Origin of the sequence: Ensifer sp. Root142 (assembly GCF_001426785.1) — a bacterium.
Taxonomy (GTDB): domain Bacteria; phylum Pseudomonadota; class Alphaproteobacteria; order Rhizobiales; family Rhizobiaceae; genus Ensifer; species Ensifer canadensis.
The window spans coordinates 208,406-224,267 of record NZ_LMFK01000023.1; the positions used below are offsets into that span (position 1 = coordinate 208,406).

At 60.7% G+C, this 15,862-nt stretch carries 12 protein-coding genes; 4 read left to right on the top strand and 8 right to left on the bottom strand.

Annotated features, from left to right (window positions below):
• The first annotated feature begins 1 nt into the window (after position 1).
• From ASD52_RS22055 to ASD52_RS22065, 3 genes are read left to right on the top strand one after another with little or no spacing between them, the layout of a single operon-like run.
• Positions 2–1,195 carry an amino acid ABC transporter permease gene (locus ASD52_RS22055; RefSeq protein ID WP_025426801.1) on the top strand — a complete coding sequence of 398 codons (1,194 nt, stop codon included), beginning with the start codon at positions 2–4 and terminating at the stop codon, positions 1,193–1,195.
• A gap of 4 nt (positions 1,196–1,199) precedes the next feature.
• A complete protein-coding gene (locus ASD52_RS22060; RefSeq protein ID WP_025426800.1) occupies positions 1,200–2,357 on the top strand; it encodes an amino acid ABC transporter permease in 1,158 nt (385 codons plus the stop codon).
• 14 nt (positions 2,358–2,371) lie between these two features.
• Positions 2,372–3,148 carry an amino acid ABC transporter ATP-binding protein gene (locus tag ASD52_RS22065; protein WP_025426799.1) on the top strand — a complete coding sequence of 259 codons (777 nt, stop codon included), beginning with the start codon at positions 2,372–2,374 and terminating at the stop codon, positions 3,146–3,148.
• Positions 3,149–3,225: 77 nt separating this feature from the next.
• Here ASD52_RS22065 and ASD52_RS22070 read toward each other — a convergent pair whose 3' ends face one another.
• Genes ASD52_RS22070 through ASD52_RS22090 form a run of 5 tightly spaced genes read right to left on the bottom strand, consistent with a single transcriptional unit; the run spans position 3,226 to position 11,733 of the window.
• On the bottom strand, positions 3,226–4,746 hold the full coding sequence (locus ASD52_RS22070; protein WP_057225490.1) for a caspase family protein: 1,521 nt from the start codon (positions 4,744–4,746) through the stop codon (positions 3,226–3,228).
• Positions 4,743–6,296: a caspase family protein gene (locus ASD52_RS22075; protein ID WP_025426797.1), complete on the bottom strand. Its 1,554-nt coding sequence runs from the start codon at positions 6,294–6,296 to the stop codon at positions 4,743–4,745. Before ASD52_RS22075 ends, ASD52_RS22070 begins: the two co-directional genes overlap by 4 nt.
• A gap of 3 nt (positions 6,297–6,299) precedes the next feature.
• The gene (locus tag ASD52_RS22080) at positions 6,300–7,190 is read right to left on the bottom strand and encodes an OmpA family protein (protein ID WP_158071682.1); all 891 of its coding nucleotides are present in this window, start codon (positions 7,188–7,190) and stop codon (positions 6,300–6,302) included.
• A gap of 22 nt (positions 7,191–7,212) precedes the next feature.
• On the bottom strand, positions 7,213–10,440 hold the full coding sequence (locus ASD52_RS22085; RefSeq protein WP_057205076.1) for a c-type cytochrome: 3,228 nt from the start codon (positions 10,438–10,440) through the stop codon (positions 7,213–7,215).
• Between the two features lie 39 nt (positions 10,441–10,479).
• Positions 10,480–11,733, bottom strand: coding sequence for a ferric reductase-like transmembrane domain-containing protein (locus ASD52_RS22090; RefSeq protein ID WP_025426794.1), 1,254 nt, complete (start codon positions 11,731–11,733; stop codon positions 10,480–10,482).
• A 261-nt stretch (positions 11,734–11,994) separates the two neighbouring features.
• On the opposite strand from ASD52_RS22090, the gene ASD52_RS22095 reads away from it, so the two are divergent.
• The gene (locus tag ASD52_RS22095; RefSeq protein WP_025426793.1) at positions 11,995–12,612 is read left to right on the top strand and encodes a GntR family transcriptional regulator; all 618 of its coding nucleotides are present in this window, start codon (positions 11,995–11,997) and stop codon (positions 12,610–12,612) included.
• Between the two features lie 4 nt (positions 12,613–12,616).
• Here ASD52_RS22095 and ASD52_RS22100 read toward each other — a convergent pair whose 3' ends face one another.
• From ASD52_RS22100 to ASD52_RS22110, 3 genes are all read right to left on the bottom strand, one after another.
• Positions 12,617–14,119 carry an acetyl-CoA hydrolase/transferase family protein gene (locus ASD52_RS22100; RefSeq protein WP_025426792.1) on the bottom strand — a complete coding sequence of 501 codons (1,503 nt, stop codon included), beginning with the start codon at positions 14,117–14,119 and terminating at the stop codon, positions 12,617–12,619.
• 275 nt (positions 14,120–14,394) lie between these two features.
• Positions 14,395–15,207, bottom strand: coding sequence for a ferredoxin--NADP reductase (locus ASD52_RS22105; RefSeq protein ID WP_025426791.1), 813 nt, complete (start codon positions 15,205–15,207; stop codon positions 14,395–14,397).
• Positions 15,208–15,354: 147 nt separating this feature from the next.
• Positions 15,355–15,855 carry a DUF934 domain-containing protein gene (locus tag ASD52_RS22110; protein ID WP_057225492.1) on the bottom strand — a complete coding sequence of 167 codons (501 nt, stop codon included), beginning with the start codon at positions 15,853–15,855 and terminating at the stop codon, positions 15,355–15,357.
• Between the last annotated feature and the right edge of the window lie 7 nt (positions 15,856–15,862).

A 15,862-nucleotide genomic window follows, 5' to 3' on the forward strand; every position in this document is an offset into this window, starting at 1 on the left:
CATGGCGATTGGCGTCACAACTACGCCTGAGAAGAGCAAACCTTCGGGCTCGTTCATCAACGACCCGCAAGTGCGCGGGATATTTTACCAGGTCATAACCGTCGTTATCCTCGTTGCCGTCGTCTATTGGATAGCGGACAACACGATCGAAAACCTCAAGCGTGCGAACATCGCGTCCGGCTACGGCTTCCTCAAGGGGCGTGCCGGTTTCGACGTCGGACAGTCCTTGATCGCCTATACCAGCGATTCCACCTACGGGCGCGCGCTCGTCGTCGGTTTCGTCAATACGCTGCTGGTTGCCGTGACCGGCATCATCACCGCAACGATCATCGGCTTCATTGTCGGCATCGGGCGGCTCTCGCACAATTGGCTGATCGCGAAACTGTCACTCGCCTATGTCGAAGTGTTCCGCAACATCCCGCCGCTGCTGGTCATCTTCTTCTGGTACAGCGGCGTTCTGGCCGTGCTTCCGCAACCGCGGGAATCGGCAGCGCTGCCGCTCAACATCTTCCTCAACAACCGCGGCATTGCCTTTCCGAAGCCGGTCTTCGGCGACGGCTCGCAGTATGTCTTCTACGCGTTCGTGATCGCCGTCATCGCCAGCTTCTTCGTGGCCCGCTATGCGCGCATCAAGCAGGAAGCAACCGGACAGCGCCTCCCGGTTCTGTGGATAGTGCTAGGCCTCGTCGTCGGCCTCCCGCTCCTTGTCTTCCTTGCAACGGGTTCGCCGATCACCTTCGACGTGCCGGTCGCCGGCAAGTTCAACCTCACCGGCGGCTCGGTCATCGGACCGGAGTTCCTGTCGCTGTTCCTGGCGCTTTCCTTCTATACCGCAGCCTTTATCGCCGAAATCGTTCGGGCAGGTATCCGTGGCGTGTCAACGGGACAGACCGAGGCAGCCCACGCGCTGGGCGTCCGGCCCGGTCTCACGACCCGCCTCGTCGTCGTGCCGCAGGCGATGCGGATCATCATTCCGCCACTCACCAGCCAGTATCTCAACCTGACCAAGAACTCGTCGCTGGCGATCGCCATCGGCTACGCAGACTTGGTTGCCGTCGGCGGAACGATCCTCAACCAGACTGGTCAAGCGGTCGAGATCGTGTCGATCTGGATCATCGTCTACCTGTCGTTGAGCCTGTCGACGTCCTTGCTGATGAACTGGTTCAATGCCCGCATGGCCCTGGTGGAAAGGTAAGATCATGAACACGCACCAGGGAAATTTCGTCCGCACTTCGATGATCGAGGCTGCACCCGCTCCCATACTGACGGGCGGCCTTGCCTACTGGCTTCGCAAGAACCTCTTTGCGACGCCGAAGGATTCGATTCTTACGATCATAAGCCTGCTCGTGCTCGCCTGGCTCGTACCGCCGGCAGTGCAATGGCTCTTCATCGATGCCGCCTGGACGGGCGGCGGGCGTGGGGTCTGCGCCACCGTCGCACAGGGCGGCTCGCAGCCGGACGGCTGGAGCGGCGCGTGCTGGGCCTTCGTCAATGCCAAGTTCGACCAATTCCTCTTCGGGCGTTACCCGATCGAGGAGCGCTGGCGGCCGGCCCTCATCGGCATCCTGTTCATCCTGTTCCTGACGCCGATGCTGATCCCGAAGGTCCCCTACAAGAACATTAATGCGATCCTGCTTCTCGTCGTGCTACCGATCCTGTCGCTTATCCTTTTGCCAGGCGGTTGGTTTGGTCTGACCTTCGTCGAAACCCCACTGTGGGGCGGCCTGATGGTGACGCTGGTGCTGTCGTTCGTCGGCATCGCGGTATCGCTGCCCCTAGGCATCCTGCTTGCGCTTGGCCGAAAATCGACCATGCCGGTGATCAAGATGCTGTGCACGTTCTTCATCGAAGTTGTGCGCGGCATCCCGCTCATCACCGTTCTGTTCATGGCCAGTGTCATGCTGCCGCTGTTCCTGCCGCAGGGTGTGACCTTCGACAAGTTCCTGCGCGCGCTGATCGGCGTGTCGTTCTTCGCCTCCGCCTATATGGCCGAGGTGGTGCGCGGCGGTCTGCAGGCGATCGGCAAGGGGCAGTATGAGGGTGCCGATTCGCTCGGCCTCAGCTACTGGCAGAAGATGAACCTCATCGTGCTGCCGCAGGCGCTGAAGCTGGTGATCCCCGGCATCGTCAACACCTTCATCGGACTGTTCAAGGATACGTCGCTGGTTTCGATCATCGGCATGTTCGATCTGCTCGGCATCGTCCGGCTGAACTTCTCGGATGCCAACTGGGCCTCGGCGGTCACGCCGATCTCCGGGCTAATTTTCGCAGGCTTCATATTCTGGCTTTTCTGCTTTGGTATGTCGCGCTATTCAGGCTTCATGGAACGTGTGCTCGACACGGCCCATAAACGATAAAAGGGGGGAACCGCATGGCAAATACAGCCACTGCTTCCAAGATGACCGTATCCGCGACCGACGTTGCGGTCGAAATCAACGGAATGAACAAATGGTACGGGGACTTCCACGTTCTCCGTGACATCAACCTGAAGGTCATGAAGGGCGAGCGTATCGTCATCGCCGGCCCGTCGGGCTCCGGCAAATCGACGATGATCCGCTGCATCAACCGACTGGAAGAGCACCAGAAGGGCAAGATCGTCGTCGACGGCATCGAGCTCACCAACGACCTGAAGAAGATCGATGAAGTGCGCCGCGAAGTCGGCATGGTGTTCCAGCACTTCAACCTGTTCCCGCACCTGACTATCCTGGAAAACTGCACGCTTGCACCGATCTGGGTTCGCAAGATGCCGAAGAAGCAGGCCGAAGAAATCGCGATGCACTTCCTGAAGCGCGTCAAGATCCCAGAGCAGGCCCTCAAATATCCAGGCCAGCTTTCGGGCGGTCAGCAGCAGCGCGTGGCGATCGCCCGCTCGCTGTGCATGAAGCCAAAAATCCTGCTGTTTGATGAGCCCACTTCGGCGCTCGACCCGGAAATGGTCAAGGAAGTGCTCGATACGATGGTCGGCCTTGCTGAAGAAGGCATGACCATGCTGTGCGTGACCCACGAAATGGGCTTTGCCCGCCAGGTCGCCAACCGCGTGATCTTCATGGACCAGGGCCAGATCGTCGAACAGAACTCGCCTGCCGAGTTCTTCGACAATCCGCAGCATGAGCGCACCAAGCTCTTCCTCAGCCAGATCCTGCACTAGGCATCCGAGCTAGACTTCAAACAGAAAGCCCGCCTTTCCGGCGGGCTTTTTTGCTATCTGGCCGTCGTGAAATGCGGTCACTCGACGTGATAGCGCAGCATACCGACCGACCAGCGGATGCCGCGCTTATCCAGGTCCTCGGTCCAGGTCTTCTGCAACCGCGAGACTATTTCGCTCAAGGTCTCGCGCGCGCGGAGCTCGACCTTGAGTCCCCGTGCCTTCGGCGCGACCGCCGCCAGATCAACGGGATCGTTGACCACCAGGGCAACGAACGCACTCTCACCTTCGCCCGATGCTTCGAAGTCGAAGCCGTAATATTCGTCCGGCAGTGTCAAAGGCACGTTGGCGCTGAGTGGGGTAATCTTCTGCGCGAACTCGTTGGGAAAGATCTGGGTTGCTGCGCCCTCTGCATTGACGTCGAGCAGGATGAGGCTCCCGGCAATCTTGCTTGCGACCGTCAGCTTGAACACGTCACCGGCCTTCATCGACGTTGGCCTGTCGATGCCGAGGGTCACGTCACCAGCGTCGGCCTTGCCGACGATATCGCCGACCGCATCGATTGCATTCGCATCCTGATAGCTTACCTGGCCGGTACTGCTGCCGGTAACGGGCTGATACCGAGCCTTCGCATCCGCACGCGCCTGTACCGGCGCTATGGCACTGGCACCGAGGTTCTGCGCCTTCGTCTCCAGTTGCGGGTCGAGGGTCTCGCATTTTTTCTGCGAGGCGCAGTAAGCGGCAGATTGCACCGTGACATATTCGAAAAGCTCGGCGTTGCTGGTCAGGCCATTGGCGTTCGCGTCCGCCGCCGCCCCCATCTGCCCGGCGACATAGGCCGCGGTGAAGACACCGTGACGGCTTTCGACGGGCAGCCGCACATCGTCCCAGGCCACCTGATAGGGCGCGCTTGCGCTCCAGGCAACGGTACCGCTTTCGTTGACGTGGGCCGGCTTGTCGACGACGCCGAGATCGATCCGCAGCCCGCGCGTCAGTGCCTGCTCCACCGGTTTCGCCACGGGGCGCGGTAGGAAACGCGCGCCGTCGATGCCTGCGGACACATCGTTGGAGAGCGACCGCGAGATCGTGCCAGAGTGACAGGCGTCGATCACCAGGGTCACCGCCCTGCCCTTCAAGCGTTCGAGGATGGCATCGAGCTCGTCATCAGTGATGGCGCCATCCCAATCCTTGTTCTTGGCGACCAGATCGAATGGCGCCAGCGCCTCATCCATGCCGTCGTCCTCGTCGTCATCGAGATCCGTCACCTGAAGACCGTGACCCGAATAATAGAGATAGGCCCGGTCACCGGGCTGCGTGCCCGCGACCAGCCATTCTTCGATCGACGACAGGATGGCCGCGCCCGTCGCCTGCTCATCCTTCAGTACTCGGATCGCGGAACGATCGAAGCCGAGTGTGCCTGTCAGCAATCCTTCCATGGCAACGAGGTCGTTTTTCGGGCCGTGCAGGAACAGCTTCGGCGGCAGGTTCTGATAGTTTCCTATCCCGATGAGCAAGGCCCGGTCCGCAGCCAAGACAGGCGAACAGGTCCCCAGCGCCATGAGCGGCAGCAGGAAACGCCAGACACCGATGTCCGCGGTCATTGCCCGCGCTCCCGCGTGTAGAGCGGTTGGATAGCGACGGCACTGTCGGTGCCGTCCAGCCGCTCTTCCAGAAGGCGCAGAAACTCGGATGCCTCGACGCCTGGGCTGGATAAAGCAGCAACCACCGCATCGATCGGGGCGTTTGTCGAGACGACCACAAGATGATCGGCGCCAAAAGGTTTGACCACCTCCAGGTCCCTGAGCTTGAACACATGGCTGCCGGAGCCCGAGACCTGGGCATCGAGAAGCTGGACTTCCCCGGTATTAGCCAGATTGAACACCAGCATGTTCGCGTATCCGGACTGCGGAGCGTCGAAGTTCAGGCGGTCGCCTGATGAATAGATGTCCTTGACCGGCGTCAGCGAGACTTTGCCCGGGTTCTGCGCGGCAAGCACCTTCAGGAAATCAAGAAGGATGAATTTATCGACCACACCCTGCACCATGTCGGCAGCGACATGTTCGCCGGCAACGTCGCCGTTCGGCGTGTAGAATGTGCCGCTCGTGGCATCCCATCGATAGGGAACACCGCTGCCACCGACATTTTCAAGCGTCGGCGCTGTGCCGTTGACGCTGAGCGCCAGCGTTCCTGTCCAACCCATGTCTCGGGCGGGCTTCAGCTTTGACGACCGGCCTGTTGCTGCTGCACCATTGCCGTCTGCCAGCGCCGCACTTCTCGGCAGCGACAGGACGATCTCCCTGTCCGATCGCGGCACCTGTGGTGTGAAGTTCGGCACCTGCAGCGCCTCGGACTGGAGCTTGACGTTGGAGAAGACGTAATCCTCGAGTTCGACCCGCGAAATCAGCCCGTCGCCATCGCGATCGGCGGCCCCCTCAAGCGCGCGGGCGAAACTCCAACTGAGCGCGCCGCGCGGCTCGCCTTCAATCACCACCTCCGGTGTCAGCTGGCTCTCAAGCGATGCGGCAAGGATAGTCACCTGCGACAGGTCCGCATCCTTCACCGCCGCGCCGGAAACCGCCTCTTGCGACGGCGGCGGCAACTGCGCCCGCACCGTCGGTGCGAGCCGCGTCTTGCCGGAGATCGATCGGTTCATGCCGCCGGAATAACAGCTGTCGGAGACAAACAGCACCTGGACACCCTTGGCCTCAGCTTCCGCGAACCAGGCATTGAGTTCATTGTCGACGATGATCTCCTTTGCCGTCTCCTCGGCCCGGCTACGATCGAATCCCGGCAACTCCAGAAACTCATCAAGCCCATCCGGCTCGCTGCCGGCGACAAGTTCCGGCATCTGGGCGCCGTGACCGGCATAAGTGAAGATGATCATGTCGCCTTTTGTCGCGGCACCGACAAGTTCCAGCCAGCCGGCGCGGATCGCGTCCTTCGTCGCCTTTTCGTTGATGAATTCGCGGATGGTGCCGACGTCCGCCGTCTTCAGTGCCTGGGCAACGTCGCGCGCATCCTTGACCGCGCCATCGAGGCTGACCTCATGCGGATAGACGTCGACGCCGACGACAAGCGCCGACGTGGCCGCCAGCGCCGGCAGACCCGCTAGACTAAAGAAAGCGCACGAAATCAGAGCCTTGCGCAGCACAGCCTATTTCTCCACATCAACTTCGACGCGGCGATCCAACTGATGTAGCATCGCTTCGTCGTAGGCACCCGGATCATCCGGTTTGAACGGCTCCTCCTCGCCCTTGCCAATCGTCGTCCAGGTGCCCTTGTAGCCAGCACCGACAAGATAGTTGGCAAGCGCCTCGGCCCTTGCCAACGACAGTTTCAGGTTCGCCTCAGCGCTGCCGATCGGATCAGTATGGCCGATCAAGGTAATTGCATCCGCCTTTGCCGATTTCAGGCACTCGAACAAATCCTTTGCCGACTGCAACCCTTCAGGCGTGAACTCGGCTGTTCCGAAGACATAGCGAACCGGCGTCGCCTTCTTTCTGATCGAGACACCGCGATAGGAGAACTTGCAGGCGCCGCGCATCGCAAGCTTCACCGGCTTGATTGCTGCAAGCCGCATCTCGGAGGCGAGCCGATCGAGGCGCAGAATGTAAGCCTTGTCCGGCGCCATCCACTCGGGCGTCAGTTCCTCGTTGGCCGCATCCTCAAGTGCCTGCTGGTAATAGGTTGCCGCACGTTCATAGTTCTTTCGCTCCCGGTCGATGTCGCCGAGCGCGTCGAGGATCTGCCAAGGCCCACCGACGTCGCTCAGCACAGCTTCAAGCTCACCCTCGAAAGTATCGAGCCTGGCACCGGCCCCGACTGCGTTGGCGATGCGATTGAACGTTGCTAGCGCCGCTACACGCCGGGTAAGCGCTGCCTCGGTACTCGAACATGCATTCGTGCGCTCCGGCGCGGCCGCTGCCCGCGCCCCGACCTCGTCGCCCCTGTTGAGAGCCTCCGAGGTTTTCACTAACGCGTCGCAGGCGCGCGCCGGGTAAGCGAGCGGCAAAAGCATTGCGGATGCGACGATCAACCCTTTCATCAATTCATCCATCGCGCATCCGCTATTCTCTAATCTCGAAAGTTACCATCTGCACGCTGCTGGCGCCGTTGTCGGCCTGCGCCTTCTTCGCGAGATTGACCGCCAATCCGCGCGTCGGCGGCAACTTCGATTGGACGACGAATGCGCGCGCTTTCTCCACCGTGAGCCTTTGATCGGCCAGACCGCCAACCCGGCAGAAGGCCAGCATGGTTTCGGCGGGCGCTGCCGTATCGAAGGTCAGCGTGCCGGTTCCCGGCTGCGGGATCAGCCTGCTTTCGCCGGGCTGCAGCGTCGTGTGGCCGATCATCTCATCTGGGATGATTTCGACATTGCCGTTTTCCTCGACATAGAGGATCTGCAGTTCGCAGGCCTGATTGACGCTGAGTTCGAACGACAGCTGGTCACCGACCTTGGCCGTCGTCGTCGGCACCTTCAAGGCAAGCTCAAGCTTGGTGCCGCCAGCCTTCTCCTGCTTGCGATAGTCAGGCGCGGCTGCGGCTACGGATTGCGGTTTTTCCTCCGACTGCTGCTCGGTGCCGGCAACGACGATCGTGCTGGTATCGAGCGGGCGCCGCTGGGCGAGCGGCTCCAGCAACAGGGCATATTGCTGTTCGACCTCGTTGCGCGGAACAGTCCCGCCAGCTTCGAGCGTCGTGACCCAATCAAGCCCGAGACGCAGGACATCCACTTCCGCTACTCGCTTGATCGCCTCAGAAAACTGCTGCGGCGTCATGTCGAACTCCGCCGCCAGAGCATCGAAGTCGAGCTCATCTTCATACTTGTCGGCAAAGTAGGTGACGATCTCGGCGTCGCCGGGTGCGTGCTTGCTCTGAAGCCCGCCATCCGGCGTCGGTTCGGTTACGTCGAGTTTTTGCAGAGCCTCGACGAAGCGTTCGCGGTCCTTGCGGTAGGCCTCGTCCAGCTCCTCCTGCTTCACGTACATGGCCAACAGCACGCCCTGCTGGTCCTTGCTGAACAGCGTCGACGTGGCGATATGCTCGCGCAACTGATCACGTTTCGACAGAATGCCATCGGCGTGGCAATCGAAGCAGGAGCGGGCATTGACGATCTCCACGCCCTTGCCGATCGGCCGGTCACGGAACGAAACGATGGTCGTCGGCCCGACATCGAGCTGTTTTCCTGCCGCGGTCGACAGATAATAACCCTGCATGCCGTTGGGCAGTGAAAAGATCATCTCGCCACCGTCGTGCTCGAACGGCACAAGGCCGGCATCGAGCGCACCCAACTCCTTGGGTCCATGCGGAAAACGCTTGAGCACCTGTTTGCCGACATCGCCGGCGAAATCGTAGGATTTCCAATAGTAGCCGCCAAACGGCATGTCGTGACGCTCGAGCATGCGATTGTGGTCCGATACGCCGGACGAACCGTCAGCAAAGCCGGCACGCAGAACGTTACGCCGCCTTATGTTGTCGTCGACATCGATCTTGAAGCGCGTTTCCAGCTCGCGAATATGCGTCGGCAGCTTCATCAGTCTGTTATAGACCTCCGGCCGGGCGCCATTGCTCATGAACCAGTCGATCCGCATGATCGGCAGTTGCGTATGCGTCTCGGTGGAAAGCGCCTGAAGCGACGCATCGCTCGTCGGATCAACGCCGTAGAAATAGCGCTTGATCAGGAAATCGTAATCAGCGTTATCCCACTGCAGCTCGCGCAGATCGACCCGGACGAGCAGACCATTGGTGCCGTCCACCTCCGCCGGCACCACCAGCTTCGGGCCATAGGACAAGGAATTCAGCAGCTTCTTGAAGCCACCGGCCAGCACGTCCATGCGCTTCATGAACGTGGCGTCGTCTTCGCAACCCATCATGCCGTTATACTGGTCACGGTAGGAGAAATAGCGCATGTGCTGACGATCAAGCGCACTGACCTTGGAAATGTCCTTGAGCGCCGCCTCGACGAACTGGTCATGGGACAGCATCGGGCGCGATCGGGCGGGTTTGGTGGCTGCCGTCTGCGGCAGGTTCTTTTCGCTGAGCGAATTGATCCAGTCCTCGAGCACCTTGACCTCTTCGTCCGTCGGGCGCTTGCCAAGCGGCATGCGGCCGCTGGTGACCGAGGTGAAGAGGCGCGATTTCGCAGCATTGCCCGGCGTGACGAAATTGGCATCGGCGGCGATCGATGTCAGCTCACCGGCGGGGTAGCTGCCTTGAGAGCTTTCACCCGGCCCATGGCAGTTGCGGCAATACTTGCCGATGAAGGCATCGGCCTGTTGGGCGACTTCGGCATTGTCGCCGGTCAGCGCCGTCGAGGCCGTGGTCTCCTTGCACACTGCCGTCACAGACTGCGCCACCGGCGCCGGTGCTTTCACCTCGCGATCGGACAGGAACGCGTAGATCGCGCGACGATCGTCGTCGCTGAGTATCGAAAGTCCCTTGGCGATCCGTCGCATGACCGGGTCGCTGATCGGTGCGCCCGAAAGCTTCTTGCCTTCGTCTATAAGGCCCGTGGTAAACACTTCCGGCGCAGTGAGCCCCGCCATCTTCGCCTTGCCGATATCCGGTGCGACCGCACCGGTCAGCCCCTTCTCGCCGTGAAAAGCTCTTTCCAGGTCGAGCCCATAAGTCGTCGTGCGCGGCGTGTGACAGTCGCCACAGCCACCGACATTTTCGACCAGGTAACGGCCACGCTCCATCTGCGACGCTTCGCGCGGCTGGTAGGCTTGAACTGTGAAATTGCTGCGTTTCCAGAGAGTTATGGTCGTTTGCCGACTAAAAGGAAAAGCGATCTCATGTTCCTTCGAGACGGCGTCTGATTGCGGCAAGGTCTCGACGTAAGCCTTGATATCGAGCACGTCCTCCGGCTTCATACCGCCATAGGATGTGTAGGGCATGACCGGGTAGAGATTGTTGCCGTCACGATCAAGCCCGACCATGACAGCGTTGAGGAACTGGGCGTTGCTCCAGCCACCGATGCCGTTGGCATGGGGCGAAATGTTCGGCGCGTAGAAAGTGCCGATCGCCGTGTTCATCTCCATGCCGCCGGACAGCAGTCCAGTTTCGTCGCCCGACCCGTGGCAGGCGCCACAACCAGCGGCGTTGAACATGTACTTGCCGTTCTCGACATTCGCCTTGTAGGTCGAGAAGGCGTCCTCGGCGAAAGCGTCGCGCACCGATGCGACGCCGGGACAGAGCATGGCGGCCAGCAGACCGGCGGCCAGAGCCAGTGCGTGCCTATTGCGGATGCCGGCACCTGACGAGACGTTCGCTCGCATTTCACGCAGACTGCGCATGGCCGTACTCCCTTAATCCAAAAATCTTCAATAAAACTGCTATCGAAACTGAAACTGTTCGAACTCTACGCGACGCGGCTTCTTTCCAAGCTCTTTCAACCCTTTGACGATCGCCTCCCGCAGCGGCGCAGGACCGCAGAACCAAAGATCGGCCTCGCCCGGATCGATGACGCTGCCCGCCGCCAGTTTGGCCGCGTCCAGCCGCCCGTCTGTGGCCGAATCGTGCAGCACGAAGCTGAAGTTGCCGAGCTTTTCCGCCTGCGCCTCGAAGGTTTCAAGGCCGATGGCTTCCTTTCGGTCGCGCACGCAATAGACCATGTGGATGTCCTGGTCCTCATCGCCCTTCAAATGGCTGGCCATGGCGAGAAACGGCGTGACCCCGATACCTCCGGCAAGCCAGATCTGCTTCTTCGCCCCGCGTCGGTGATTGAACTGGCCGTATCCGCCTTCGAGCTTCAACCGGTCGCCGACAGCAATCTGATCGCGCAACGCCTGCGTATAGTCGCCGAGCGGCTTGATGGCGAAGCGCACCGTGCCGTTGCCATCGATGTCGGCGATTGTGAAGGGGTGCGGCTCGCGCAGACCAGCCTTCAGGACACGCAGGAAACCGAACTGCCCCGGTTTGGCCCTCAGCGCGCGCCCCTTTGAACGCGCCGAAATGATCGTCGCACCATCGTGCTTTTCGACCTCGGAAACCTCGTAGCATCGCGTCCTCAGCCACGGCAGAAGCTGCGTATAGGCGTAGCTGAGGATCCCGAGTGCTGCGAACGCATTGAGATAGACCGCCAGCAGCGCCGTGCTGTCATAGGGGCGCTTGATGAACATCTGGTGGAACGCGACAAGCGCGAACAAGAGCCCGATGAACCGATGGGTATAACGCCACAGGTGATAGGGTATCTCGATTCTGGTCTTCGGGATGATCTTGACGATGCTGAGAACAAGCAGCGCCGTCAGCCCGTAGAAGCCATACTTGCCGGCGGAGGCAGCAAGCTGGTTCAAACCGCTGGTGAACGACAGCCCCTTGAAATCAGGCGTCAGGAAATAATGGACGAGAATGAGCATCAGCACGGAGATGCCGATCCGGCGATGAAGGTGATAGATGCGGTCGAGCCCGCCGAACAGCGGTTCGATGACGGGCGGACGTGCCGCCATGAACTGCGCAATCGCCATTCCGACGAAAGCCATCGAGGACGCCATCAGCGAGAACGTCGTCTGCGCGTTCGTATGGCTGACCGCCGGGACGGCAAGCAGCCCCGCAAACACAATCAGCGACCAGACCAGAAACGCACCCACCTTCAGCCCAAGCCCCTCAACGTCGATGTCCGACGTTCTTTTTAGAGAAGACTGACAAGCAGTTTCCTCTTCGTCAACACCATTCAAGGCTGGAACGGCCGAACGAGCACTTTTATTCAGGCCATTGAAATCTGAAGCTTTTACCGACTCATAATGATTACTTCGACCAGCATAATCCTTCCTGATTAGTGGTCATCAGTTCGTTTGCCATCGAAACGAAACTGTGCCACGTTCTGATATATCAGAAACTGTGGGATGCGTATGTCGGTTCACTCCCAGGCCCACCTCGCCTATCTCGCCCTCGAGCGACTGATCGTCACGCTCAAGCTTGTGCCCGGCATGCTGCTGACGGAAAAGCAGCTGATCGAGCTTGCCGGTCATGGCCGTACGCCCGTGCGTGAAGCCATTCAGAAACTCGCCTGGCAGGAACTGATGGAGGTTCGCCCGCGTGTCGGCCTGCAGATAACGACAATCGGGCCGGACGATCGAGCGCATGTGATGCAAACCCGTCAAAAGCTGGAACCGCTGGCGGCAAGCCTGGTGGCGGAGCATGCCGACGCGGATGCACGACGAGCCATGAAGGGATGCGCCGCAGAGATGAGCCGATGCGCGGATGCCGGCGATCTCGAAGGCTTCCTCGTGGCCGACAAGGTCTTCGATGAACTGATGGAGGAGGCCTGCCCCAATACGTTCCTGACGGCCGCCCTCGCCCCGCTGCAGACGCACGCTCGACGCATCTGGTTTGCCGACGCAACCGTTGAGCGAATGCGCGGATCGGTCGACCGCCACATCGAGGCGATCGACGCCATCGTGCTTGCCGACGCCGAGGGTGCCGCGGCGGCGATGTCAGCCTTGATGGACTACCTGGCTCGGGATTGAGGCATCAGGCGCCCGGCAACATGCTGCCCGTCTTCAGCCGACGTACATGCCAGTCGAAGGCTTCCTCGAGGATATGCGGCGTCTGCCCCGCACGCGCTGCAACAGCCCGCTTGAAGTAATCCCCCAGCAACTCGCGGTAAGCGGGATGGCAACAGTTGCGGATGATGATCGGCGCGCGCTCGCGCGGCGCCAGCCCGCGGAGATCCGCAAGCCCGTGCTCGGTGACCAGAATATCGACGTCATGCTCCGTGTGGTCCACATGGGAAACCATCGGCACCACGGACGAGATCGCCCCACCCTTGGCCACCGATTTGGCGACGAAGATCGACAGGAAGGCGTTGCGGGCAAAATCGCCGGAACCGCCGATGCCGTTCATCATGTCGGTGCCGCCGACATGGGTCGAATTGACGTTGCCGTAGATATCGAACTCGAGCGCGGTGTTGATGCCGATGACGCCCAGGCGCCGGATGATTTCCGGGTGGTTGCTGACCTCCTGCGGCCGCAGGATCACCCTGTCCTTGTAGGCGCGGATGTTGCGAAAGACGCGATCGGCCCAGGCGCTGCTCAGCGTCATCGATGCCGCCGAGGCGAAGCTGAGCTTGCCGGCCTCAAAGAGCTCGAAGGTGCTGTCCTGCAGCACTTCGCTGTACATGCGCAGATCATGAAAGGGGCTGTCGACGAGGCCGCTCAGAACCGAATTCGCAATAACGCCAATACCCGCCTGCAACGGGTTCAACGTCATGTCGAGCCTACCCTTGCGCACCTCGTCCTGAAGAAAGCCGATCAGGTGGCCCGCGATCGAATTGGTCTCGGCATCGGGCGGCGAAATGCGCGCGGCACTGTCCTGCTTTTCGGTGATGACGATCGCGGCAATCTTGTCCGGATCAACAGGGATATAGGGCGAGCCGACGCGAATGTCGCAGGCAACTACCGGGATCGGCGTGCGCGATGGGCGTTTCGCCGGGATGTAGATGTCGTGCAGCCCCTCAAGCTCCGGGCTGTGGCTGAGATTGAGCTCGACAATCACTTTCTTGGCGAGGATCGCAAAACTTGCGGAGTTGCCGACCGATGTCGAAGGAACGATGCCGCCATCCTCGGTGATCGCCACGGCCTCGACGACGGCATAGTCGATCGGGCTGATCTGGCCGGAGCGGAGTTGCTCGACGGTCTCAGACAGATGCTGGTCGATGAACATGACCTCGCCGCGGTTGATCGCCGCGCGAAGGGCCGGATCGGACTGGAAGGGAAGCCGGCGTGCGAGAACACCCGCTTCCGTCAGGATCTTGTCGATGTCGTGCCCAAGCGAGGCCCCGGTCATCAAGGTGATGCGAAACTTCTCCTGCGCCGCACGCTGCGCCATGGCCAACGGCACCGCCTTGGCGTCGCCTGCCTTGGTAAAGCCGCTCATGCCGATCGTCATGCCATCCTCGATGAGCGCCGCCGCCGCCTCCGGCGTGACGATCCGGTCATGCAACGATTTGCGGCGAATTCTGGTCTCAAGGCTCATGGGCCACTCCCTGCAAGATCCGCTGTCGCCGGCGATCTCCGGCGGGGACTCCTTCTTGGCCGTTCGTTCCGCATGGACGCGGTCGAGCGACATATGAAAATGCTGGGGAACGATAGTGTCTGCGAAAGGCTGCCGGTACGCTGATTGCTCAGATCGGGGCTGCCGGAAACGCATAGCTCATGCTCCGGTCGCGACTGTCGCACAGATGCGAAAAAGGGCGCACCCGATGATGCGCCCTCCAAATGCTGCGACGATGTTTCGTATCTTGTCGTCAGTTAGCCGACAAAGGCGCGCTCGATGACGAACTCGGCCGGCTTGTTGTTGGACCCCTCGGTCAGGCCTGCGGCCTCGAGGATTTCCTTGGTGTCCTTCAACATTGCCGTCGAGCCGCAGATCATTCCGCGATCGATGGCTGGGTCGAGCGGCGGCAGACCGAGATCGGCAAAGAATTTGCCGTTGACCATCAGGTCGGTCACACGGCCCTTGAAGGGATAGTCCTCGCGGGTCACCGTCGCATAATGGCGAAGCTTGTCGCCGACGATCTCGTTCAGGAATTCGTGATTGCGAATTTCCTCGACGAGGTCGAAACCGTATTTCAGCTCGGCCACATCGCGGCAGGTGTGCGTGAGGATGACTTCCTCAAACTTCTCGTAGGTCTCGGGGTCGCGGATCAGGCTGGCGAAAGGCGCAATGCCGGTGCCGGTCGAGAACATGTAGAGCCTGCGGCCGGGAACCAGCGCGTCGAGCACCAGCGTGCCGGTCGGCTTCTTGCGCATCAGCACCTTGTCGCCTGGCTTGATCGCCTGCAGGTGAGATGTCAGCGGGCCATCAGGAACCTTGATCGAGAAGAATTCGAGTTCCTCGTCCCAGGCCGGGCTTGCGATCGAGTAGGCGCGGTAGACGGGTTTGTCGCCGACCATCAAACCAATCATCGCAAACTCGCCGGAGCGGAAGCGGAACTCCGCAGGACGGGTCATGCGGAAGCGGAAGAGCCGATCCGTATAGTGGGTGACGCTCGTCACCGTTTCAACGAAGACACCGGCGGGTGCCTGGATCGCGAAATCTTCCGTTTTTGCCGGAGCATTCATCGTGGCTACAGTCCTGTAAATGATGACCCTGTCTATCAACAATACGCGGATATTCCAAGCCGCACTCAACGGGAAGGAATTCCCTTCTAAATATAGTCGCTTTCGCGCATTTCGGCGTGCTTCACACTGTCGCGGTCAGCACTGCCTTCAAGAAACGCGCCGCCAGCTATAGGACCTGGCGTCAGCAGAGGGTCTCGCGGTCGGCTGATAGTGGTTGGCGATACCGGGCAACCGGCCTTCCGTCAGACGCTTCAGGGCCATGGCATTGGTTACCGCGAAACTGTCGACGCCGCAACGCAGCATCAACGGGATCTGATCGATCAGAACGTCGCCGACAGCCCTCACCTCACCGGCAAAACCAAGCCGCGCGCGCAGCAGCGACGCATGGCTGAAAGCCCGCCCGTCATTGAAGGCCGGGAACGCGACCGCGACCAGCGCAATACGATCGAGATAGGGTTGTAGCTTGGCAACGTCATCTGCAGGAGCGACGACTACGCCTAAACCCACCTCGTCCGTCTCAGCCACCTTGGCGAGAAACGTCTCGAAGCCGAGTATCGCCTTCTCGTTGGAACCCGCTTTGGTCTCGTCGTTTTCGATGATCCAGGGATCGTCGCTCACAAAGCCGGTTTCTTTCCAGATTTTTGTCATGTCCGTT

Coding starts and splice junctions, on each gene's coding strand:
- ASD52_RS22055 (WP_025426801.1), top strand. CDS start 2: ATGGCGATTGGCGTCACAACTACGCCTGAGAAGAGCAAACCTTCGGGC.
- ASD52_RS22060 (WP_025426800.1), top strand. CDS start 1,200: ATGAACACGCACCAGGGAAATTTCGTCCGCACTTCGATGATCGAGGCT.
- ASD52_RS22065 (WP_025426799.1), top strand. CDS start 2,372: ATGGCAAATACAGCCACTGCTTCCAAGATGACCGTATCCGCGACCGAC.
- ASD52_RS22070 (WP_057225490.1), bottom strand. CDS start 4,746: ATGACCGCGGACATCGGTGTCTGGCGTTTCCTGCTGCCGCTCATGGCG.
- ASD52_RS22080 (WP_158071682.1), bottom strand. CDS start 7,190: ATGAAAGGGTTGATCGTCGCATCCGCAATGCTTTTGCCGCTCGCTTAC.
- ASD52_RS22085 (WP_057205076.1), bottom strand. CDS start 10,440: ATGCGCAGTCTGCGTGAAATGCGAGCGAACGTCTCGTCAGGTGCCGGC.
- ASD52_RS22095 (WP_025426793.1), top strand. CDS start 11,995: ATGTCGGTTCACTCCCAGGCCCACCTCGCCTATCTCGCCCTCGAGCGA.
- ASD52_RS22100 (WP_025426792.1), bottom strand. CDS start 14,119: ATGAGCCTTGAGACCAGAATTCGCCGCAAATCGTTGCATGACCGGATC.
- ASD52_RS22105 (WP_025426791.1), bottom strand. CDS start 15,207: ATGAATGCTCCGGCAAAAACGGAAGATTTCGCGATCCAGGCACCCGCC.
- ASD52_RS22110 (WP_057225492.1), bottom strand. CDS start 15,855: ATGACAAAAATCTGGAAAGAAACCGGCTTTGTGAGCGACGATCCCTGG.